Origin of the sequence: Clostridium formicaceticum, assembly GCF_001854185.1 — a bacterium.
Taxonomy (GTDB): Bacteria; Bacillota; Clostridia; order Peptostreptococcales; family Natronincolaceae; genus Andreesenella; species Andreesenella formicacetica.
In genome coordinates, this window is record NZ_CP017603.1 from 4,488,177 (window position 1) to 4,511,250 (window position 23,074).

At 34.7% G+C, this 23,074-nt stretch carries 20 protein-coding genes; 3 read left to right on the forward strand and 17 right to left on the reverse strand.

Going from position 1 to position 23,074, the window contains the following annotated elements; all coding sequences use genetic code 11:
- The first annotated feature begins 432 nt into the window (after window positions 1–432).
- The gene (gene fba / locus BJL90_RS20860; RefSeq protein WP_070972704.1) at window positions 433–1,362 is read left to right on the forward strand and encodes a class II fructose-1,6-bisphosphate aldolase; all 930 of its coding nucleotides are present in this window, start codon (window positions 433–435) and stop codon (window positions 1,360–1,362) included.
- 57 nt (window positions 1,363–1,419) lie between these two features.
- On the opposite strand, the gene BJL90_RS20865 is transcribed toward fba, so the two are convergent.
- The 7 genes from BJL90_RS20865 to BJL90_RS20895 all read right to left on the reverse strand — a co-directional run bounded on the left by BJL90_RS20865 (window position 1,420) and on the right by BJL90_RS20895 (window position 7,873).
- The gene (locus BJL90_RS20865) at window positions 1,420–2,109 is read right to left on the reverse strand and encodes a metallophosphoesterase (RefSeq protein ID WP_070973482.1); all 690 of its coding nucleotides are present in this window, start codon (window positions 2,107–2,109) and stop codon (window positions 1,420–1,422) included.
- 31 nt (window positions 2,110–2,140) lie between these two features.
- The gene (gene yjbM, locus BJL90_RS20870; RefSeq protein ID WP_070973484.1) at window positions 2,141–2,944 is read right to left on the reverse strand and encodes a GTP diphosphokinase; all 804 of its coding nucleotides are present in this window, start codon (window positions 2,942–2,944) and stop codon (window positions 2,141–2,143) included.
- A 240-nt stretch (window positions 2,945–3,184) separates the two neighbouring features.
- Window positions 3,185–3,604, reverse strand: a complete 420-nt coding sequence (locus BJL90_RS20875) for a hypothetical protein (RefSeq protein WP_070972706.1) — start codon at window positions 3,602–3,604, stop codon at window positions 3,185–3,187.
- A 188-nt stretch (window positions 3,605–3,792) separates the two neighbouring features.
- Entirely contained in the window at window positions 3,793–4,749 is a 957-nt protein-coding gene (mnmL, locus tag BJL90_RS20880) for a tRNA modification radical SAM protein MnmL/YtqA (protein ID WP_070972708.1), read from the reverse strand.
- A 159-nt stretch (window positions 4,750–4,908) separates the two neighbouring features.
- Window positions 4,909–5,295, reverse strand: coding sequence for an adenine nucleotide alpha hydrolase family protein (locus BJL90_RS20885; RefSeq protein WP_070972710.1), 387 nt, complete (start codon window positions 5,293–5,295; stop codon window positions 4,909–4,911).
- A 178-nt stretch (window positions 5,296–5,473) separates the two neighbouring features.
- Window positions 5,474–6,259: a LysM peptidoglycan-binding domain-containing protein gene (locus BJL90_RS20890; RefSeq protein WP_070972712.1), complete on the reverse strand. Its 786-nt coding sequence runs from the start codon at window positions 6,257–6,259 to the stop codon at window positions 5,474–5,476.
- 123 nt (window positions 6,260–6,382) lie between these two features.
- Window positions 6,383–7,873: an L-lactate permease gene (locus BJL90_RS20895; protein ID WP_070972714.1), complete on the reverse strand. Its 1,491-nt coding sequence runs from the start codon at window positions 7,871–7,873 to the stop codon at window positions 6,383–6,385.
- 588 nt (window positions 7,874–8,461) lie between these two features.
- Here BJL90_RS20895 and BJL90_RS20900 point away from each other — a divergent pair.
- Window positions 8,462–9,748 carry a lactate racemase domain-containing protein gene (locus tag BJL90_RS20900; protein WP_070972716.1) on the forward strand — a complete coding sequence of 429 codons (1,287 nt, stop codon included), beginning with the start codon at window positions 8,462–8,464 and terminating at the stop codon, window positions 9,746–9,748.
- A 92-nt stretch (window positions 9,749–9,840) separates the two neighbouring features.
- Here BJL90_RS20900 and BJL90_RS20905 read toward each other — a convergent pair whose 3' ends face one another.
- Window positions 9,841–10,782, reverse strand: a complete 942-nt coding sequence (locus tag BJL90_RS20905; RefSeq protein ID WP_070972718.1) for a phosphoglycerate dehydrogenase — start codon at window positions 10,780–10,782, stop codon at window positions 9,841–9,843.
- Between the two features lie 254 nt (window positions 10,783–11,036).
- Between BJL90_RS20905 and BJL90_RS20910 the strand changes: the two genes are divergently transcribed.
- Window positions 11,037–11,525, forward strand: coding sequence for an HD domain-containing protein (locus tag BJL90_RS20910; RefSeq protein WP_070972720.1), 489 nt, complete (start codon window positions 11,037–11,039; stop codon window positions 11,523–11,525).
- Between the two features lie 71 nt (window positions 11,526–11,596).
- Here the strand turns inward: BJL90_RS20910 and BJL90_RS20915 are convergent, their stop codons facing one another.
- From BJL90_RS20915 to BJL90_RS20960, 9 genes are all read right to left on the reverse strand, one after another.
- Window positions 11,597–12,433 carry a histidine racemase CntK family protein gene (locus tag BJL90_RS20915; RefSeq protein ID WP_070972722.1) on the reverse strand — a complete coding sequence of 279 codons (837 nt, stop codon included), beginning with the start codon at window positions 12,431–12,433 and terminating at the stop codon, window positions 11,597–11,599.
- A gap of 143 nt (window positions 12,434–12,576) precedes the next feature.
- Window positions 12,577–13,890 carry a Na+/H+ antiporter family protein gene (locus tag BJL90_RS20920; protein ID WP_070972724.1) on the reverse strand — a complete coding sequence of 438 codons (1,314 nt, stop codon included), beginning with the start codon at window positions 13,888–13,890 and terminating at the stop codon, window positions 12,577–12,579.
- A 315-nt stretch (window positions 13,891–14,205) separates the two neighbouring features.
- A complete protein-coding gene (locus BJL90_RS20925; RefSeq protein ID WP_070972726.1) occupies window positions 14,206–15,801 on the reverse strand; it encodes a peptide chain release factor 3 in 1,596 nt (531 codons plus the stop codon).
- Window positions 15,802–15,892: 91 nt separating this feature from the next.
- On the reverse strand, window positions 15,893–17,065 hold the full coding sequence (locus BJL90_RS20930) for an NAD(P)-dependent malic enzyme (RefSeq protein WP_070972728.1): 1,173 nt from the start codon (window positions 17,063–17,065) through the stop codon (window positions 15,893–15,895).
- Window positions 17,066–17,465: 400 nt separating this feature from the next.
- On the reverse strand, window positions 17,466–19,802 hold the full coding sequence (locus BJL90_RS20940; RefSeq protein WP_169824253.1) for a bifunctional diguanylate cyclase/phosphodiesterase: 2,337 nt from the start codon (window positions 19,800–19,802) through the stop codon (window positions 17,466–17,468).
- A 210-nt stretch (window positions 19,803–20,012) separates the two neighbouring features.
- Entirely contained in the window at window positions 20,013–20,969 is a 957-nt protein-coding gene (locus BJL90_RS20945; protein ID WP_205684257.1) for a DMT family transporter, read from the reverse strand.
- 13 nt (window positions 20,970–20,982) lie between these two features.
- The gene (locus BJL90_RS20950; RefSeq protein WP_070972736.1) at window positions 20,983–21,489 is read right to left on the reverse strand and encodes a flavodoxin family protein; all 507 of its coding nucleotides are present in this window, start codon (window positions 21,487–21,489) and stop codon (window positions 20,983–20,985) included.
- 167 nt (window positions 21,490–21,656) lie between these two features.
- Window positions 21,657–22,208, reverse strand: coding sequence for a helix-turn-helix domain-containing protein (locus BJL90_RS20955; RefSeq protein WP_070972738.1), 552 nt, complete (start codon window positions 22,206–22,208; stop codon window positions 21,657–21,659).
- A gap of 241 nt (window positions 22,209–22,449) precedes the next feature.
- A complete protein-coding gene (locus BJL90_RS20960; RefSeq protein ID WP_070972740.1) occupies window positions 22,450–22,971 on the reverse strand; it encodes a peptidylprolyl isomerase in 522 nt (173 codons plus the stop codon).
- Between the last annotated feature and the right edge of the window lie 103 nt (window positions 22,972–23,074).

The window sequence follows — 23,074 nt, forward strand, 5'->3', positions numbered from 1 at the left end:
AGAACTAAATAAAACCCTTTAATTTGATTGTATTCGTCTCTTGATAATATTTTACTGTATTTTGCCTAAAATTCCTAGTGAAAATTATAAAAAACTTATTACTTTAGACCATACCTCTACATATCTTATTATAACTTGTGTAAAAATAACTGTAAATGAAAAAGTTCTATGCTATAAATATATGTGTATAAATAATATTATTTGATAAATTTAAGAATTCTATCAATATAATTCTTTGTTAGTTTTTTCTTAGGATTGACGATAATAAAAGGCTTATGATACAATCTAGTTGACTCATTAGAATATTTTACATAATTTAGATAAATGCCCTTATTTAAAACCCTCTTTGTTTTAGCCTGTTAAAGGGAATTTTCTTGTCTGCAACTAGCTATTTACGCTATATATAAATTAATATTTTAGGAGGAATGTAATATGCCATTAATTACTAGTAAGGATTTATTTTCTAAGGCTTATGATGGTAAGTTTGCCATCGGTGCCTTCAACGTAAACAATATGGAAATTATTCAAGGTATTGTTGATGCTGCTAAGGAAGAAAAAGCTCCTCTTATCCTACAGGTTTCTGCTGGTGCTAGAAAATATGCTAATCCAAAGTATTTAAAAAAACTAGTTGAAGCAGCTGTAGAAGATTCTGGGCTACCTATTGTTTTGCATCTAGATCATGGTGAAGACTTCGAAATATGTAAACAATGTATTGATGATGGCTTCACTTCTGTTATGATCGATGCTTCTCACCATCCCTTTGAAGAAAATATAGCACTTACAAAGCAAGTGGTAGAGTATGCTCATGCTAGAGGTGTTGTAGTAGAGGCTGAGTTAGGCCGATTAGCTGGTGTTGAAGATGCTGTTAATGTCAGTGCTGCAGATGCTGCTTTTACAGACCCTCAACAGGCAGCAGAGTTTGTTGAAAAAACAGGAGTAGATTCTTTAGCTATTGCTATTGGTACCAGTCATGGTGCCTATAAGTTTAAAGGAGATCCCAATTTAGATTTTGAAAGACTACAAAAAATTGCAAGTCTATTACCTGGTTTTCCATTAGTGCTTCATGGTGCCTCAACAGTATTACCAGAGTTTGTAGAACTATGTAACAAGTATGGCGGTGACATACCAGGTGCACAAGGAGTTCCAGAAGAAATGCTTCGTAAAGCAGCTTCAATGGGGGTATGTAAGATCAATATTGACACTGACTTGCGTTTGGCCATGACAGCAGCTATCCGCAAAAGCCTTGCAGAAAATCCTGGCAATTTTGACCCTCGAAAATATATGGGAGAAGGCAGATCAGCTATCAAAGAAATGGTTCGCCATAAAATCGCCAACGTACTTGGCTGTAATAACTTTTTATAAAATTCTTCAAACTATAAAGAAAAAATAGCAGCCTACTTTTAGGTTGCTATTTTTTCTTTATAAAAGTTGATATAACTGAAATTCCAAGTAATCACAGGAAACTAAGTAATAGGGTATGCCATGATATATCCCTTTAACCCCTGCATCATAAGACTCTTTTCCATGCAAATGCCCATAAATCACCATGCTTACGCCATATTCCTCACATACTTCTGTAAATAAGGAGGGTTCATGCTGCTCATTGGTAGGTGGATAATGTAACATACAGACTATTTTTGTATAACCAGCTTTTTTAGCGCTATCTAAAGAAAGTTTCAATCGATGAACTTCCCTATAATAAACCTTCTCATCCTGTTGCGTAAATTTATTACCATTAGGAGAAATCCATCCCCTAGTGCCACATATAGCATAATCTTCATAAGCAAAGTAATTATTTTGCAAAAATTTTAAAGTCGCAAACGTATCATTAAGTTTTGTAATGGAGCTCCACCAATAATCATGGTTTCCCTTTAGTAAAATCTTCTTCCCAGGCAATGCTTCAATCCATTTTAAATCCTCCATTGCCTCCTCCATATTTATTCCCCAAGAAATATCTCCAGGAACAAGCACCGTATCCTCTTGCTTTACGTTATTATACCAGTGTTCTTTAATTTTCTCATGGTGCATTGTCCATTGAGGACCAAAAATATCCATCGGTTTATCTACTTTACTACTTAAATGTAAATCTCCTATTGCATATAAAGCCATCTTATCACCCATCTTTGAATACTTTAAACACTTATTCGTAAGTTTCATACTTTTGTGTTAATTTATCAATTTCCTTATGTAGTATCTTTAACTCCATGGTATCTTCCTTTTCCCAAAGCCTATTAAATCTTTCTTGAAAGTCATTAGCTTCTTTTAGCCTACCTGAAAGATAAAGAGATTGTATATTTTGCAGAATGCTTGAAACAATGTTAGAGCGAACTTCAAAAAATTTTTGCGCTTGTCTAATCTCATGACGTATTTCAGACATTTCTTGATCTAGCTTAAAAGCGGCATCCGCTGCCTTTTTTAATCTATCTTCAATATGATTAGGAATTTGTTGCTTATATTTATACTTCAGAGAATGCTCAATAATTGCCCAAAAATTCATAGCTAAAGTTCTAATTTGTATTTCTGCTAGTATGTTTTTGGGTCCCAAAGCTGTATGTATAGGATACTTAATGACCAAATGGTAGCTTCGATAACCGCTATCTTTAAAGTTTGTTATATAATCTTTTTCTAAAACAATCTCCAGATCCTCTCCATCGCGATCCCTTATATAGTCTACTACCGTATAAATATCTTCAACAAACTGACACATAATTCTTATGCCAGCAATATCTTCTATTTTCTCAGAAATTTCTTCAGGACTTACACTTAATTTTCTAGCTTTCTCTAAAATACTAGATACTTTTTTTACCCTGCCAGTTACAAACTCTATTGGAGAGTACTCTCCGATGGTACGAAGCTCATTTCTAATACTCTTAAACTTTACTTTTAGTTCCTCTACTGCGTGCTCATAGGGAATTAAAAACTTTTTCCATTCGATACTTTCCATATTCACTATTTATCACCCCACTATGCCAAAACTTTTCCACAGTCGAAATCAAAGTACACCTTATCTATTATATCATTATTTCATGTTTTTTTTAATTTATAAATATAAAAAGCTTTTGTATTATAGTGATACTGTATTATTTCCTCAATATTCATATTTATACATATTTTTACATATATCTTGTATTCTAAGGCTTTTCTACACAAGATAATAGAGCAGTTTGCCTGCCCTACACTTTTATTACGTATTTTGACGGATGTATTTTTTTAAAAAACTGGGTAAGTTTTCTTCCGTTCTACTAATACTAAAGATAAAGCTTACATTATATTTTATTTCTAGCACACTCAGCTTATTAAAAAAACTTTCCATATCTTCTAACGGTTTCTCTGTAATTTTGCACAAATCATCTATATATATACTTTCAACATCATAGTTTGAAGCGATGATGCCACAAAGAAACCCATAAAAACTTTCTTCATCTTTCACCTTGTAATCTTTTAATGGCATGAATCTTATCTTGTAATCTATCTGAAACATATGACTATTGTCTATATCAATAAAAACAATATGTCCCTTCGTCCTTTTTACAGAATCATTTGCATCCTGAATCAAAGCTCTTGTTTTACCGCTACCTTTTTTACCTAAAACTAATTTTATCACTTTTCAACCTCCCACCTGCATTCAGCCTATAATTTTCCTTCTAAAGATATACGCCTCTTAATTTCAATATCCTAAGGGGCAACCGCAGCCTTTGGCTATTAAAATCTAAGTATATAGGCGTATATCTATAAATATTCTATCAATTCTGACATTTTCCTGCATAATTTTAAATATTTTCTTTATAACTTTTATAAGCTATTGTCTAAGGCTTTTCCCCCCAAGTAGTTGGCTCTCTTGCCCTGGTAACTATTATCTTTTTCCATCATTTCATGAATCTCATCTCTGATTTTCCACCAGCTCCTATTCCAATTTACAAAAACGCTATTTTCTTCTGGTGCTCTTCCTATCAATCGCTGCACAATGATATTAGGGGCTAAATATTCTAAAAAAGTCACTACTCTTTTTTGATAAGTCTCTACAGGAATAATTTGAAATTCTCCCTTTTCATACATTTCTCCCATCTTCGTTCCTTTCACTAAGTACAGAGCATGTAACTTTACCTGTTGTATCCTTAAGGCAGAAATAATTTTTGCATTTTCTATAACATCATCCTCATCATCCCAAGGTAAATTCAATATTAGATGGGTGCATATTTCAAAACCATATTTTTGTATATAAAAAACTGCGTCAATAAACTCTGCCAAGGTATGACCCCTGTTGATTTTTTTTAGACTATGGTAATTTACGGTTTGAAGACCCAACTCTATAGAAATTTCTATGGCATATTTATCTTTTATTTCCTTTAAAAATATTAAATAGTTTTCGTCAATACAGTCAGGTCTTGTAGAAATAGCTATCTCTACAATATCTTCCCCTACTGCTTCCTGTACATATTTTTTAAAATCTTCTAGTGGAAGATATGTGTTGGTGAAATTTTGAAAATAAGCAATAAATTTTTTAGCTTTATACTTTTTTCGGATAATTTTCTTGTTACTCTCTAGTTGCTGTGCTACTGTATAAGAATTAGGTAGATTCTCAAAACCAGTCCCTACTTCTGCACAAAATGTACACCCCCCCTGACCTAGCCTTCCATCCCTATTGGGGCAGGTTAAAGGTAGGTTTATAGGTAATTTATATACTTTTTCTCCATATTTTTCTCTAAGATAATCAGAATAAGTTCTATATAAAAAAACGTCTTTTTTCATCTATATCCTTCCTTTTTTAGCTTTATGCTATTTTTTCTTCTAGGCTGTTGCTGAAAGTAATTTACTATCTTTTTATTTGCCACGAATAACGAAGTTATACATTCTTTAAAATGAAATAGAGATTTCTCATAGAAATCTCTATTTCATTGATTAAATTGATTAATCAGTAGATATTATTTTTAAATCAACATCATTACATATCTTTTTGCTTAGCTTCATAATGATGTTATTCTCAGTAGATTTTTCTTTTGATTCCCCTAGAACAATCGTTTTTATATTATGTTTTTGACAAAAATCAATAATTGTCTTTACTACGTCAGAAGAACGCAGAACTGTCATATGTGCGCCAACTTCCTTAGAAATATCAAACAAGTAGTCTAAGGCTTCTCCTTCTTTAGAATTTCCCAATATACTCCATCCTATAGGCGCCACATGAACAACAAAAATTCCTCCTCCTTGCTTTTCTTTTATTTGTACACCAGCTTTTATCAATCTTTCGCAGGTTTTTTGTTGGGTTACACAGATCATTGTATTTTCATTTTCCATCCAATATGTACCCCTTTCTATTATGTTGATAACATTATCTTTCTTATTGGATATCAAGCGCGTACTATTTTGTCTCTATTCTATTATACTATATATGGTTTTTAAAATAAATTTAAGTTAGGAAGAAATTTAAAAATCCTGTAACCAATTTATAGATTACAGGATTTTTATCTCATTTTTAAGGTATAATGGTTCCTCTTAATACAACTGGCCCAGTTGGCTTATCTATAGATATAGTGGCTTCTGCCGTAACAATCACTTCATCGTAACTTACAAAACTTCCAGTCGTTTTGCCATAGCCTACCATGATATCAGATACGCCACTATCCTTTAATTCTACTCTGTAGTAACGATCTCTATCTCTGTCTACTACCCATGCATAGTAACACTTTAACTTAGGATCAATTGTAGCAGGAGCTGGTAAGCCAAAGGTACTGATCCAAAGGATAGCACCGGGTAAACTCACAAAGGCCATGCCTCCTAAAACACCGGTACGTTCTGGTCTTAATATAACTCTACGTATACCTTCAGGAAGTGGTATATCTGGCGCTGGAACACAAATTCTTTGGCCAATATCCAAAACATTTGGATCAGGAATTTGTGGATTTGCTTCAATCAATCTCTGCAAAGTTACACCAAATCTTCTAGCAATATTAAACATGGTGTCACCACGTTGTACAATATAAATCGTTCCATCAGGACAAAATACTGCTGGCGGTGGTGGTGGCGTTACAACGGCAGGAATGCATATTCTTTGTCCTACATAAATAACATTTGGGTTAGGTATTTGTGGATTTGCTCTAATTAATGCTTGTAGTTCTATGCCATAGCGATTTGCAATACGAAACATTGTATCTCCAGGGCGAATTGTATATATTGTTCCTCCAGGACATGCAGGAGGTTCTGGTACTTGTAGGCTCATCATAGGTGCCATAGGATTAGGTCCTCCATAACTAGGGTACATGCTTCTCCTCCTTTCATTTTTCTATATCATTATATGTTATCAAGTTTTTTTTGTTATACTTTTTTGGTGTTTTATCACATAAAAAAGCCACTTTTTTTCAAAGTGGCTTTCTATAATAACAACTTAAACCAGTACACCAAAGTTAGGGAATAGATAGTGGGTATACATCAGGGCTGCTAGCCCATATAATACCAATATAAGTAAAAAAGCTGGTAATACTTTTTTCATAAGTTGTCCTTCTTTTCCTAATACGCCAACGGTTGTAGCAACAGCTACCACATTGTTTATACAAATCATATTTCCAATAGCTCCACCTACATTTTGCCCTGCAAAAACAGTAATTGGGTTCAACCCCAAGGATGTAGCTGCTTCAACATGCATTGTAGCAAACATAATATTAGATCCTAATCCTGTGCCCGTCATAAATGAGCCCAAAGCCCCTATAGCTACTGCTACAAAAGGATATCCCTTTCCTGCTGCATTTGAAAGGGTTTTTGCTAAAAGAGACATCATTCCTGTACTTACCATGACATCACTTAATACTAAGAGCCCGCACATAGCAACCAATGCTGGTATTACCTTTTTAAAAGCATTTTTAGCATGCCCGGCAAATTCAGGAATTTTGACTCCTAAAACCAATGCGCCTAAAAAGGCAGAGATAAAGATAACAGTCCCTACCCAAACAGTGTAACCGTATCGTGCTAACACACTTAAATCAAAGGAATAACGGACGGCTGGTAACAAAATCATTAAAATCAAGTAAGGTGCAAAGGCTTTATGGGCCGGCATATTGCTTTTATTGGTCTTCTCTGGTTTGTACAAAAACTCAGAAGGTGTTTTTATCTTAAATATTTTTAGATAGACTAACGTTGCAATAATCGCTAATAATCCAGTACACATGCTGGTAACTTCAGGTCCTATTATATTTGAAAAAACAAAAAGGGTCGCTGCCATAAAGCTACCGGCAAAAACTAGAAAACCTCCTAGGTTTTTCATTCCCTTTTTTCCAAATATCGTTAGCGTAACTAAAAAAGGCATAATAAAAGCCCCTAGCATATGTATTCTTCCTGTCATGGAAGAGGCTTCCATGATACTCATATATTCCCTCACTGCTTGGGATCCCATGATGGTTGTCACACCTGCTCCTCCCCAACTTCCAGGAATACCATTGGCAATCAATGCTGCTGTAGCAGCTGATATAGGATTAAAACCTAGTCCTACCAAAAAAGGCGCAGCAACTGCTGCTGGTGCCCCTGCCCCTGCAACACCTTCTAAAAAAATACCAAACATAACAGCAATAATTAAAACTTGAATTCTTCGATCATCGGTAATATCTGCGATAACCTCCTTCATTTTGTCCATAGCACCTGTCTCAATTGTCATAACCAGCATGGAAAAAGCAGCGAAGATCAAATAAACAATTCTTATACCATCTCCAACCCCCTTATGAAAAGATTGCAGCATCCCACTAGCACTTCCATTAAAAAACAACCAACCTAAAATAACCGTATAAATCATAACGATAGGAGCTACCTTCATTGCAGATTTCTTTAATCCAATAACGCCTATCAATACAGCCACAATTGGACTAACAGCCAATGCAACATTTAACATGCAAAACCCTCCTTTTTATCCAGTCTTTAAATTTTAAAATAAAAAACACTCATTCCTCTAAAATGGAATGAATGTATCATTCATGAGGTACTATCTTCTTCTATTCTATATAAAATAACAAACCAGAAAATTTCCTTGTCGAAATCACAGATCTTGACTAGCAAAGTTTAAACTTAAGAGCATATCTATATACATCCTCTAGTTTGTGAAAAAGCCTTCATAGGCTTGTTAGCTAGTTTATATTGATGTTTAGCTTTTTTTATTCTGTCACAATCATTTATCCTTATTATAGACTTTAACTTTTTAAATTTTTCAAATTTATACATAATTATATAGATGATTTCAAGTTTATACAATGACTAAAAAACGTTTTTTTCTACATGAATTAACATTTTTCTTCAATTTTTTTATTATTTCTTTATTTTCCATAAAATTCAATATTTTTTTAAAAAATTAATTTTAAATTAAATATGAAATCTTTTTTATTTCTCATAAAAGATATTGACAGACTTCTCCCAAACAACTAACATATATTGTATACTAAATATAAATATTCTGTATTTTTTTATAATAAAGGGAGGAGTAATTATGCAGACTTTTAGCATGAAGTATGGTAAGAGCATGGTAGACTTTTCTTTGCCAGAAAAAAACCTACTTGATATCATAAAAAATAATGAAAAAGATTTTTCAAAAAGTGAAGAAGAGGTTATTTTAGATGCTTTAAACAACCCTATAGGCACAGGTACTTTAAAAGAGATTGTAAAACCTGGAGAGAAAATATGTATCGTTATTTCTGACATCACTCGAGCTTGGCAAAAAATGAGCACCTATCTTCCTTATGTGGTAGATACATTAACAGAGATTGGTATTGAGGATAAAGATATTCTTTTTATTGCTTCCACAGGTTCCCATAGAAAACATACAAAAGAAGAACATAGAACCTTGTTGGGGGAAAAATTAGCAGATCGATTTGAAGTAATCGATCATGACTGTTGGGACAAAGAAAATTTGACTTATGTAGGAACTACTAGTTTTGGTACACCCGTTCATATCAATAAGATGGCATTTGACTGTGATCATATCCTTTTAACAGGAGCTATTGTATTTCACCTTTTAGCTGGGTGGGGAGGAGGAAAAAAATCTGTTCTTCCTGGTATCTGCAGTTATGAAACCATTATGAAAAACCATGCTTTATCCTTGAACCCAACTTTAGGGGAAGGTAGTAATCCCTCTGTTCGAAGTGGAAATATTATCAATAATCCTCTTTACGAAGATATGTTAGAAGCAGCAAAACTTGTTAAACCTTCTTTTCTATTCAATGTGATTATGAATGCAGATGGTAAAATTGCTGCTGCCGTGGCTGGAGATTTTATTGAAGCCCACGAAGCTGGTTGTAAAATCGTACAAGAATTGGATGGCGTTTCTATTAAAGAAAAAGCAGATGTAGTTATAGCAACTGCTGGTGGATTCCCAAAGGATATTAACTTATATCAGACCGTCAAAACCCTTATTAATGCTAGAGAAGCTGTAAAAGAAGGCGGTACGATTATTATTTTAAGTGAGTGCTCAGAGGGATTTGGTAATGCTGATGTACAGGAAATTATTCAAGATTACGATACAATGTTAGAGAGGGAAAAAGCCTTAAGAGAAAACTTCTCTATTGCCAAATATATCGGATATTTTGTCAGTGAAGCAGCAGTAAACTTTACCCTTATCTTGGTTTCCAATATCGATGGGGAGCTGGTAGAAAGAGCTAACATTAAAGTTGTTAAAACGATACAAGAGGCATTGGCCATTGCTTATCAGAAACAAGGGGAGGATCTTAAAGCCTACTTGATGCCCTACGGAGCAAACACCCTGCCCCAATTGGTCTAGAAGTATGTAGGGACAAAGGATAAAAACAGCGAAAACCAGCTGCTTTCTATCCTTTGTCCCTTAATTTTTTGCTTATTTATCATGAAGATCACTTAATATCCTTTGTTGATATCTACCTGATTAATCAAAGGCTGCTGTTCTTTGAATTTTTTCATATTCTCATAAATAATCCTAAACCTTCTCTCATTTCTCATTTCAGAAATCCAGCAATTGTGGGGGGTTACAAGGACATTATCCATTTCCCATAAAGGGCTCTCCTGAGGTAAAGGCTCCTTCTCAAAGACATCCAGGGCTACGCCTAAAAAATTCCCCTTTTGCAAGTGCTCAATAAGTGCTTCTTCATCAACAATGTTTCCTCTGGAGATATTGATAAAAACAGCCTCTTTCTTCATCATTGCTAATCTTGTTTTGTTGATTAAATGATGGCTTTCTTTTGTATGAGGTACAGTAAGAACGATGACATCACAGCTCCTTAATACTTCCTCTAATTGATCGATAGGATAGCAGCTATCAAAATATTTTACTTTTGTTCCCTTGGTATTTACCCCTATTGTATGAACCTCAAAGCCTTGAAGGCGTTTAGCAGCCTCTGCAGCTATACTGCCGGTTCCAATAAAGCCAATACGTTTTCTGTAGAGTTCTAAAAGACTAGTATCCATTTCCCATCGTCTTTGCTGCTGTTGTTGATATAACTTAGAAGATTTTTTATAGACTTCTAATATCTTTAATACGATCCACTCTCCTATAGGAATACTGTATCCGCCTTTGTTGTTGGTAATAAGAATTTTGTTTTTTCTAGCAATCTCCTTAGGTACTTGATCTATACCAATGCTGGAAAGTTGTATCCATCTTAACTTCTTCATTTTAGCAATATCCAAAGTAGCAAAAGGATGATAGCATATCAATGCCTCTACATCCTGTATTTCTTCCGTATATACAATCCCTTTTTCACTTCGTAAAATTATATCATAACCTAACTTTTTTATAGATTCCATTTTTTCTTTTCCATAATCGTAAGTAAATAACACCTTCATCTTATCATCACTCCCTTCGAACTTTTCTACCTTCTACTATACTACAAAAATAATACAAATCCAGCGGAAGTTTTTATGGATAAACTTCTCTATTTATTAAGTCTATACGATAACACTAAAATTTATTATTTTAATTTCTCGACTTTTATCGTAAACTATTGTATAGACATACCCTTCTAAATTTCCATATACTAAGGGCTATATAGACAAAAACCTCTAGATTTGAATTTCAATAGACTAAGGAGAAAAATAAGATGCTCTATAGAATAAAACAGTTTTTTCAAGGTGTAACCGCTAAAATTTATGATGAAGATATCGTCTTTATAAAAAGTCACTTAAGTGAAAAAGAACAAAACTTATTTTTTCAATTAAGAAAAAGTGAGCAAAGACATTGTTTGAATGTCGCCTATGGATGTCATCAAGAAGCACCCCAGAACCCAGACCTTGTGAAAGCTGCTCTTTTACACGACATTGGTAAAATCGGTAGCAATTTAACGCTAGTAAATAAATCCTTTGTTGTAATCATACAAAAACTCAAGCTCAAGGGAAAGATGTTACCTCCCTTCCTTCAAAAAGCTTTGCATTATAAAAATAATCATGCTGAGTTAGGCTATCAACTGCTTCTTAAACTGCAACTAAATGATAGAATCTTGTTTTTAGTGAGGAATCATCATACAGATCATATAAAAGACTCAAAAGAAAGAGAAATGGAAATCCTACAGCGCTTTGATAATTTATATTAATCTTAAGATAAGAAATACAGAAAAAAAGTCCAGCATACTTACGTCTATTTATACACGCAAGTATGCTGAACTTATAAGTACACAAACCCTTCTGCCACAATCTTCACTGAACCTTTAAGCAGAATATTCGTAACCTTGTTTTCCGAAGATGTTACCATGACTTGTAGACTGCCTCCAGGCTGATGAATCTCCATGTCTACTGACTGCTGTTTTTGATGTGAGAGGGCTACCCCAACAGCCGCTGTGCCAGAACCACATCCTCTTTCCCAAAACAGACTATCCGTAGCCTTTACATAAACCAATGGTTCCATATAGGAAGCAGCTTCATCGTAAAACATCACCCCAAGAGCCTCCCATTCCATAGGATGTAACTTCCTTTTCACCTCCTGAAAAAAGGCTTCTTTATCGCTTATTCCTTGATCCTTGATGACCAGGTGCAAAATTCCTGGAAACTCCACTAAAGTTCCCTCCAAGATTTTTTTTTCAAATTCAATAGAAAAGCTATGTAATCCTTTATGCAATGGAATAGATGCAGTAGAAATAAATCTATTTATTTCCCCGGTAATTTCTACTTCACAATGGATTAAATCCTCACTGCCTGAAACTTCTAAAGGTACAATAAAATTTTCTCCCGACTGTTTCATTTCAGGATGCTGCCTATATACCAAAAGAGCCGCCAGTGCTCTTGTAGCATTGGCACAAAACTCGTCTCCCATCATATGCAGTCTCATACAGGCTGCTTGATTTTCTGAAGAAGGCTTTTCTATAAAACCCACCTGTTCTGCACAAAGGTTATTATACTTCATTATGTTTTTTGCTATATCTTTATATAGATGTCGCGGAAGCGTATCTGTAATAAAAATTGTCATATTTTCTGTAGGATTTACCTTGATAAAATTTAATTTAATTCTTCTCTCCCCCTTGCCCTCTCTCCTATAGACTTATGCATTTTCATATACTAAGGACCGCATTTGCAGTCCTTAGTTAGTTTTTTCAATCGAGGGTAAATCCTCGACAATAGCCGATGAAATTCAAGCATAAAAACATATACCTACAAAATCAATGCACCAATAATACCAAATAGAACAAGTGGTATGTTATAGTGAATAAAGGTAGGCACACAAGTATCCCATATGTGGTCATGCTGCCCGTCTATATTTAACCCTGCTGTTGGTCCTAATGTACTGTCAGAAGCTGGAGAGCCTGCATCTCCTAAGGCAGCAGCAGTACCGATTAATAGTACAGTAGCCATCGGACTAAAGCCCATAGCAGCCGCTAGCGGTACGTAAATTGCTGCAATAATTGGAATCGTTCCAAAGGAAGTACCTATACCCATGGTGATAATAAGACCAAGCAGAGTCATGGCTGTAGCTGCAATAAACTTACTACCCCCCATGATGCCAGAAATAGCTGCCACCAGTGTTTCTACCCCGCCAGTTTCTCGGATAACAGCACCATAACCTGCCGCCACCAGCATAACAAAGGCGATAAAGCCCATCATGCCTATACCGCTATGAATAATTTCATCTATATCCTTCCATCCAATAGCACCGCTTACCACCATAATAGCAAGTCCAACAATAGCCCCAAGGTGTAATGATCCTAGAGGACTTAGCTGTACCACCAAAGCTGAAACAGCCCCTATTAAAGCTGCCCAGTGCTTTCCTGTCATTTTAACTTTTTCTTCAACTGCTGCAGCAGCCTCCGCATGAGCTTCATCTGAGCTTTCATATTCTCTAGTCTTTCTGTAGGTAATGAAAATAGCAATGAAAAGTCCTATAACCATAGCCACCCCTGGTATCCACATTACCTTCCAAACATCTCCTTGTGCTATCGCCATGCCATTATCCGTCATTTGATCACTGATAATACCATGAAAAACCCACCCATAGCCCACTGGTAGAGCTACATAAGGTGCCTTCAAACCAAAGGTTAAGGCAGAGGCAACAGCTCTTCGATCAATTTTCAATTGATTCATTACAGCTACCAATGGAGGAATCATTATTGGAATAAATGCAATATGGACAGGAAACAAATTTTGAGAAAGACTACTTACAATAGCAATAATTACAATCAAAATAATTCCTTTTCCTTTAACCCACTGTACAATCTTTTTCGCAAGTATTTCTGCAACACCTGTTTTATGCACAGCAGCAGCTAAAGCTCCTAACAAAATATAGCTTAAAGCGGTACTGGAGTTGCCACCCATACCTCCAATTAATATCCCCATTACGTCTCCAATAGGAATACCTGCCAGCGCACCACCAACCAATGCTGCAATGATTAAAGATAAAATAACATTTAATTTAAAAAGACATAATACAATCATTACTAAAACCGATAATACCACTGGATTTCCCAACATAAATTGTCCCTCCTATTAAAATCATTATAGTTTTTCATTCATAATTTCCTATTTTTCTCCTCCCTTCTGCTAGGTTCCATAGATATAAGCCTATGCAAAGGCACATATCTATTAATCCCGTAATAAAAATTACTGTTTTTTTTGAATTTTCATTTACTAACAAATTCATTATATCATAGGATAATAGAATTTGGTATTTCTATTAAATTTTTTTAAATATTCTAAATTATTCAAAACAAAACACCCCTGTCTTTAACAAGGTCAATGAAAAAGTGTTCTTGTTTTCAACAGAGATGTTTCTTATAAGTTTTCTATTTAATTTTTCGTAGAAATACTCTTTAACACAACACCTTTATTTCGTTCTTCTACCTTTTGAATAGACCACTCATTCTCAAATAAAACCACCGGCTTTTCTTCCTTATCTTCTGCAAGCAAACTGTCCATAGTAAGACTGAATCTATCATAATCAAAGTTTTCCTGCTGAATCCAACGGATATATTTATAAGGCAAGGATTGCATTTTTATTTCTACACCATATTCTTTTTCTAATCTATACTCCAGCACTTCAAATTGCAGTATCCCTACTACACCAATAATCAATTCCTCAACACCTACATGAGGTCTTTTAAAAACCTGAATAGCTCCTTCCTCTGATATCTGCTCTACCCCTTTAATAAATTGTTTTCTTTTCATAGAATCTTTGGCATATACCCTGGCAAAATGTTCAGGAGCAAATACAGGAATTCCTTCGTACTCTATTTTAGCGTTGTTTCCACATAGGGTATCCCCTATATTAAATATTCCTGGGTCATGTACGCCAATAATATCTCCCGGATAAGCCTCCTCTACCACTGCACGATCTTGTGCTAAAAACTGTTGAGGTTGTGCTAACTTGATAGACTTTTTGGCACGAACATGATTCACCGACATTCCTTTTTGAAACTTTCCAGAACAAATGCGGATAAAAGCAATTCGATCTCTATGTGCTGGATTCATGTTGGCTTGAATTTTAAAAATAAATCCAGTAAAATTATCACTTTCTGGGTCTATTTCTCCTTCATTGCTCATCCTAGCTACAGGTGGGGTAGTCATTTCTAAAAATCCCTCTAAAAAAGGCCGAACCCCAAAATTTGTCATGGCACTTCCAAAAAATACTGGTGTTAATTGACCCTTTAAGACTTTGTTTAAATCAAAATTATCTCCAGCAACATCTAATAATTCTATTTCTTCCATAAGTTGCTGATGAAGCCCCTCCCCTAGCAAATCTTTAAAAACATCGTCTCCAACATCCCCAACAACAGATTCAACGACAGTTTGGCCGTGTTTACCATCATTAAAGACCTCTATTTGAGACTTTCTTCGATTGTAGACCCCTTTAAAGTTTCCATCGGTACCAATAGGCCAGTTCATAGGATAGGACTGTATTCCTAAGACATTTTCTATTTCTTCCATGAGTTCAAAGGGATCTTTCCCAGCTCTATCTAATTTATTTACAAAAGTAAAAATCGGAATACCTCTCATCTTACAAACTTCAAATAGCTTCTTCGTTTGTGCCTCTACACCCTTAGCACAGTCAATTACCATGACAGCGCTGTCTGCCGCCATAAGGGTTCTATAGGTATCCTCACTAAAGTCTTGGTGACCTGGCGTATCTAATATATTAATACAGTATCCATCATAGTCAAACTGTAACACACTGGAGGTAACCGAAATTCCTCTTTGTTTTTCAATTTCCATCCAATCTGATACAGCATGTTTTTGTGCTCTTCTAGATTTTACAGAACCGGCTAGACGAATAGCACCTCCATAGAGCAATAACTTTTCTGTCAAAGTTGTTTTACCAGCATCGGGGTGAGATATAATGGCAAAAGTTCTTCTTCTTCTTACTTGCTGCAAAAACTGATCCTGCATTTTTCTTCCTCTTTCCATATATTTTTAGTTAAATAGTACACTTGATTTTAACTTTTTTGTCTTCCTACTGTCAATTGTTTAAAAAAACAACTTATACTGACGCAACTCCTGTATCTCTAGCAGCCTTAATTACTGCAGCGGCTACTCTGTCTACTACCTTCTTATCAAAAACTGGTGGGATAACATAATCAGGTTTTAGTTGATCCTCTTCTATAATACTGGCGATAGCATAGGCTGCAGCTAACTTCATTTCCTCATTGATTTCTTTTGCTCTCACATCTAATGCCCCTCTAAAAATCCCAGGAAAAGCAAGAAGATTATTTACTTGATTAGGAAAGTCTGAACGGCCAGAACCCACTACCTTTGCCCCTGCTTTAAGCGCTAAATCCGGCATAATTTCTGGTATAGGATTTGCCATGGCAAAAATAATAGCATCCTTCTTCATACTCTTTACCATATCCTCTGTTACAACTTCAGGTGCAGATACCCCAATAAATATATCTGCCTCCACCATAGCATCTTTAAGCGTACCTTTTTTCTTATCTTTATTGGTAATTTCAGCAGCTTCTTCTTTATATTCATTATTAGTAGGATTTCCAGCATATACAATTCCCTTACTGTCGCATAATAAAATATCCTTTGGCGCCATACGTTTCAACATTTTTGCAATAGCTACCCCAGCTGCCCCAGCACCATTGATAACGATAGAAACATCTTCTATTTTTTTATTTACTACTTTTAAAGCATTGATGATACCTGCAACTGTAACAATTGCTGTACCGTGTTGGTCATCATGAAATACTGGAATATCTAATTCCTTTTTCAATCTTTCTTCAATTTCAAAACATCGGGGAGCACTAATATCCTCTAAATTTATTCCCCCAAAGGTTGGAGAAATCATTTTTACAGTTTTTACAATTTCATCTACATCCTTTGTATCTAAACAGATAGGAAAAGCATCTACATTTGCAAATTCCTTAAACAGGATGGCTTTTCCCTCCATAACAGGCATTGCGGCTTCAGGCCCTATATCTCCTAAACCTAAAACAGCCGTTCCATCACTAACCACTGCAACTAAATTTCCTTTGGCGGTGTATTTATACACATCCTCTTTATTTTGATTAATCTTCCTGCAGGGCTCTGCTACACCAGGGGTATAGGCTAAACTCAAGTCCTCTCTATTCTCAACTGCCACCTTAGAAGCTACTTGAATTTTTCCAACCTTTTCTTCGTGTAAAATTAAGCTTTTTTCATTAAGATCCATTTTATTACCACCTTTTCTATCGTAAATGTATTTTAAAACATAGCCACTGTCTATAGATGCGCGCTTCTAAAGTTAAATTTTAATACACACGGTCTACGGCTTCGCCCTAAAACCGTGGACTGCAAATGTAGCCCTTAGTATATTAAAATTTAAGGGCACACATCTATATAGCTATACCTCTATAAAGTTTAAAGACGTATAGCTATATTATACCATACTTGCCTTCTTTTCATTTTATCCAAGCTTTTTCCTGTAAAAAAACATATACTTAATATATACTTATCTGTAATTTTTGACAAGTATTTCATCAAAATATCTTCTAAATCAGCGATAAATTTCAAACTTAGCAATACCCCGAAGGATAAAAATGCAACTGTTGCGAAGGGCAACAGTTGCATTTTTATTCATATCTTTTATTTTCAGACAACAATTTTTCAAAGTCTTCAGGGTTGATGGGTTTGCTAAAGAGATAACCTTGTGCCTTATGACAGCTTTCGCCTTTAATAAAAGCCAACTGCTCTTTTGTTTCAACCCCCTCTGCAATATTCTCTATGCCTAAGGCCCTTCCCATGGAAATAATAGTGGCTACGATTGTTTGGGATTGTCGAGAGTTTGTAATATTTTGTATAAAGGAACGATCAATCTTAAGACTATCTATTGGAAATCTAGCAAAATAACTCAAGGATGAAAATCCCGTACCAAAATCATCAATAGAAATTTTCACGCCCAATTCCTTTAATTGACGAAGCTTCACAATATTCTCTTCTATATTTTCCATAGCAATTCCTTCTGTTATTTCCAATGCTACATATTGAGGTGCCAACCCCACTTCTTTTAAGGTGGCCTTTACTACTTCTATAAAATCTTCTCTGGCAAACTGCAGCGCAGATATGTTTATTGACATTGTGATAGGTTTATAACCTTTATCCTGCCAAACTTTATTTTGTCTGCAGGCTTCCCATAAAACCCAATTTCCAATAGGAATAATTAGTCCTGTTTTTTCAGCTAAAGGAATAAATTGAGAAGGAGGAATAAAACCTTTCTCAGGGTGGTACCATCTTATCAGTGCCTCTGTTTCTACGATTTCCCCTGTTTTCATATCTACGAAAGGTTGGTATTCTAAGGCAAAGGCTTCATTTGCCGTAGCATCATAAAGGTATTTCTCTATGACCATTTCTTCTGATAATTGCCTGCTTATGCTTTTATTATATACTTGATAATAACCGCTTCCCTTTGCCTTTGCTCGTAGCTTAGCTGCGCTTACATTTTTCAACAGCATATCCACATCTCTACCATCTTCAGGATAAAACACGATACCAGCGCTAGCATAAATATGTAAGCTATGGGCTTTTATCATAAAAGGTTTACTGATATCCTCCAATAAATCCTCTGTTTTCTTTACAATCTTACTTTTGGTCCCCATCTCATAAAACAGTACAATAAAATCATCTCCTGTCATACGGACCACTTTATTATTAGCGCCTACCTTTTTCTTAATTCTATTGGCTACTTTTCTTAATACTTCATCTCCTATTTCAAAACCGTACATATCATTGATTGTTTTAAATTTACTTAGTGTAAATAATACCATACTAAGTTTTTTCTTCCTGGACTTCTTGTGTCTAAGCTTCATAGTCAATTCTTCTACCAAGTAATTTCTATTGGGAAGGCCAGTAACGGCATCATAGTAGGTGAGAGAACTAATTTTTTCCATCATCTGGTTAAAACTTTTACCTGCTTCCCCTAATTCGTCAAGATATTTCGTTTCAGCGCGAACGGTTAAATCTCCTTTAGCTGCCCTGTCAAAAGCCTCTTTTAAGTCAATAATGGGCTTTGTGTTTTTATTCGTAAAAAGCAAGCTTCCAATCACCCCCAAAATCACTACCATAATGCCTGTAATGATTAGCAAGGTATGTAATGTCACCATAGGATGCATTGTACTATAGGCTGGGATCTTTGAAACAATCTTCCAACCATTTGTATTAGGGATTCTATGAAAATACGCATGGCTTTTAATCTGGTTGTAAGTATAGATAACTTGACCTTTTTCTTGTGTCAAAATTTTTTCAGCAGCCTCTACAATTTCTTCAGTACCCCAAGCAGATGGCATGCTTATATTTCCTTGCAAAATATATTCCTTATTTGGGTGGGTAATAATCTGTCCTGTTTTATCAACAATATAAGAATAGCTTTCTACCTTTCCCCTATTTTCTATTTTTAAAACCTCTATAAGCTCATATAATTTTGTTAAGTCTAGGGCGCCTCCCATCAGTCCTATGATCTCCCCTTCATAGTTTTTAATAGGTATTGCGATAACTGATACATATTTACCAGTAGCAAGGGAAACCAACGCATCTGAAAAAACTTTTTTACCCTCCATGACTTCTGAAAAATAATACCGATCTGCTAAATTTCCTGCATGAATAAGGTCATTGGTATGATAAGTCCCGTTTGTCTCTGCTATAAATAACACATCATATATATGAGACTTTTTTTCCATTTCCCTTTGCAAATAGGGTTGAATTTTTTCTAGATCCATTGTTTTAATCACTGTATTTTCAGCGTATAATTCTATTTCATTAATACGTTCTTGTAACCAGTACCCAACAATATTTGCATAGGCCTCAGTACAACTTAAGTTATTTTCGTATAGCATGTTAACCACTACGTTTTTTGTAAACATGCTATAAAAGGTGATAAAAATAAAAGTTAACGTAATAACACCTATAATGATCATCATAGAAAATTTTTGTTTAATACCCCTAAATTTCAAAATATTCACAGTAGTCACCAGCTTTTAGTTAGTAAATGGTAATAATATTACATTTTACTACATTTTACTACATATTTCTACAAATATTATACTTATCCCTTCTAATCTTTCCCAACATTAAAAATATTTTTATTATTATAAATATATGCAGACAAAGAGATTTCATTTAACATACTACCTCTTTATTGTATCAAATCTAATTTCGTAGGGAATTTTTTGCTTTTCGAAATAATTCGTTCCCCATACCCCTAACAAAATCATAAAAGCTCCAACCCCATGAAACCAATAGAAGGGTTCACCTCTAAAAACTACGCCTGCGATAATAGAAATGACTGTAATTAGATTGGTGAAAACTGCTGCCTTAGAAGCCTCCACTTTGGATAACATAAAATTTAGCATAAAGAAAGCTCCAACAGAAGACAGCCCCCCTAAGTATATAATAGATAGCAATATTTTTGCATTTTTTAATGGTTCAAGATAACTTATTAAATTTCCTTGACGAATATGTTGAAGGATAGCTATACTGTTAAAAACGATTACCCCTACCCACATCATTACATAAGTAATTTCTACTGGTTTAAAATGCAAAGAAGATTTGCGAGATAGTACATTAAATATCCCAGCTGCCAAAACAGCCCCTAATAAAATAAACATGCCAGCAAAGCTGCTACCTACACGGAGGTTTCCTGTCATCACAACAATAAAAATCACACCAATTACTGATAAACAAATAAAAATCAACTGCATTTTAGTAGGTTTTTCCTCTAAAAAGATAGCTGCTAATACTGTAACAACAATAGGTATCAATGCAATCATCATCCCTGCTTCCGAAGCCGAGGTCATGCCCACACCTAATGTTTCACATACAAAATATAATATAGGTTGAAACAAAGCCAGAAATAATAGTATCTGCACTCTTTTTCCTATAAGATTGATCTTAATCACCTGCATAATCTGTAATAATAATAACGTGATTGTAGCGAAGGCAAATCTAAAACCTAAGAGGTGAAAAGGATTAAGTGTATCTAAAGCTTCCTTTGTAAATAAAAAAGAAAAACCAAATATTATTGCTACAAATATACCTGCAATGATAGGTAAATACCGATTTTCTTGATCCAAGTCCTTACACATCCTTTGATAGAATTTATATAGCCTGCATAATACCCTTTGTCCAGTCTACTACCTTTCTAATATTTTCCTCTCTGTTATTTTTTAAAGGATCAAAAAATTCTATTTGACCTACGACGTCATTTTTATATAGCTCTTTTTTCATATTTTCAAAGGTTTTTCCATTTTGTCCACGATTACAACTAAATAAAGCGACTTTTTTATTAGCAATTTCCGTGGTTTGAAAAAATGTATATAGGGGAGGTGCAAAACTCCATGCCCAAACCGGTGTCCCTATAAATAACACATCATAATCCTGTGGGTTTTTATCTAAAGGATATAATTCAGGCTTTTTTTTCATCATAACCTGTCTTCCACCCCAAAAGTATTTCATAAACCCCTTAGACTGTATTTCTTTTTTCGGTACTAATTGTAATAAATCCCCCTGCACCGTATCTGCTATTGTTTGTGCAATCAATTTTGTATTGCCTTCAAAAGAATAATAAATCACCAGTTTTTTTAAATCTAATGTTCCATGGTTCATTTTCATTGCTCCTTTAATTTTATTTTATATCTTAAATATTCGATAGGAATTATTCTAAACCTGCTAAAAAAGTAGGAAATAAAAATTTTTTATCCGCCCACCATATATATAGTTATTTTCGCATAAAAAAATTCCCTTGTATATAAATAACAAGGGTTAGAAAGGATTTAATAAATAGCTGGTGCAATATTCGTCAATCCTTTAACTGTTTGGTTTGTTGGATTATAAAACCTGTGTCCTATATTTTCTTTGATGTATATACTATCCCCGGCCTGTAGATGGTATCTCTTTTCTTCTAAATAGATTTCTAACTCTCCATCAATGACAAAGATACATTCATCTGCTTCATGGGTAATATTTTCTTCGCTTGTCCAAGATTTAGGCGCCAATTGAAAATGGATAATTTCCATCTTCGGTTGTACCTTTTGATCAGCCACCATTGGTGTAACAAATTCATAAATAATGCTGCTTTCCGGTAATGCAAGTTTTCGTCTTTCTGAAGCTCTTACCACAATAGGATCTACTGTATCGTCATGTAAGAAAGTAAATAACGGTACCCCTAGGGCAACAGCGATTTTTCTCAAAGATGATAAAGATGGCTCTATAATATCTCTTTCAACCTGCGAGATATAACTGGCAGTAACATCTATCTCAGAAGCTAACTCATTTAGCGTCATACCTTTTTTATGCCGTATCTCTCTAATTCGATAACCTAACAAAACAATTGCTCCCTCCTCTAACGATAAGTTTTTAATAAAATTTTTTAAGTTATACTTTAATTATTATCATATTATCATGTATATATTAAAATCACAAGTTACACTTTAAAAAATTTTTAAATTCAACTACATTCAAAGGCCGGTGCCCGTAAAACCTAAAAATCACCCTGCATAACCATCGTATTTTATGTAAGGTGATTTTTTTTCACATCCGCTACTTTCAGTTGTAAAAAGATCTATTTTATGCCAATTTATCTGGCTCTGGATAGTCTTCACCGAAGGTTTCAACGGTAACTTCCTTCATCCGCTGATCCTCAAGAGGTTTATCACTATGATTTCTTTTTACTGATACAATTTTATCAGCAGTTTCTATGCCTTCTATTACCTTGCCAAATGCAGCATATTGTCCATCTAAATGGGGAGCATCTTCCACCATCACGAAAAACTGAGAACCAGCTGAATTAGGGTCCATCGCTCTAGCCATAGAAAGTACGCCCTTGGTATGTTTCAAGTCATTTTTAAAGCCATTTCCAGAAAACTCTCCTTGAATAGAATATCCTGGTCCACCAATACCCATGCCTTGAGGATCTCCTCCTTGAATCATGAAGCCCGGAATAACGCGGTGAAAAATTACACCATTATAAAATCCTTTTTTAACTAAAGAAATAAAATTATTTACAGTATTAGGAGCAATTTCGGGGTAAAGCTCCGCCTTCATTTGACTACCGTCTTCCATAGTAAAAGTAACGATTGGATTCTTCATATGTATTTTCCTCTCCCTTATAGATTATTTTATGGTGATATTTACCTTCTTATCCATATTACTATAGTATTGCCAGTATTGCTAGTTTTTCATTCCAATATCA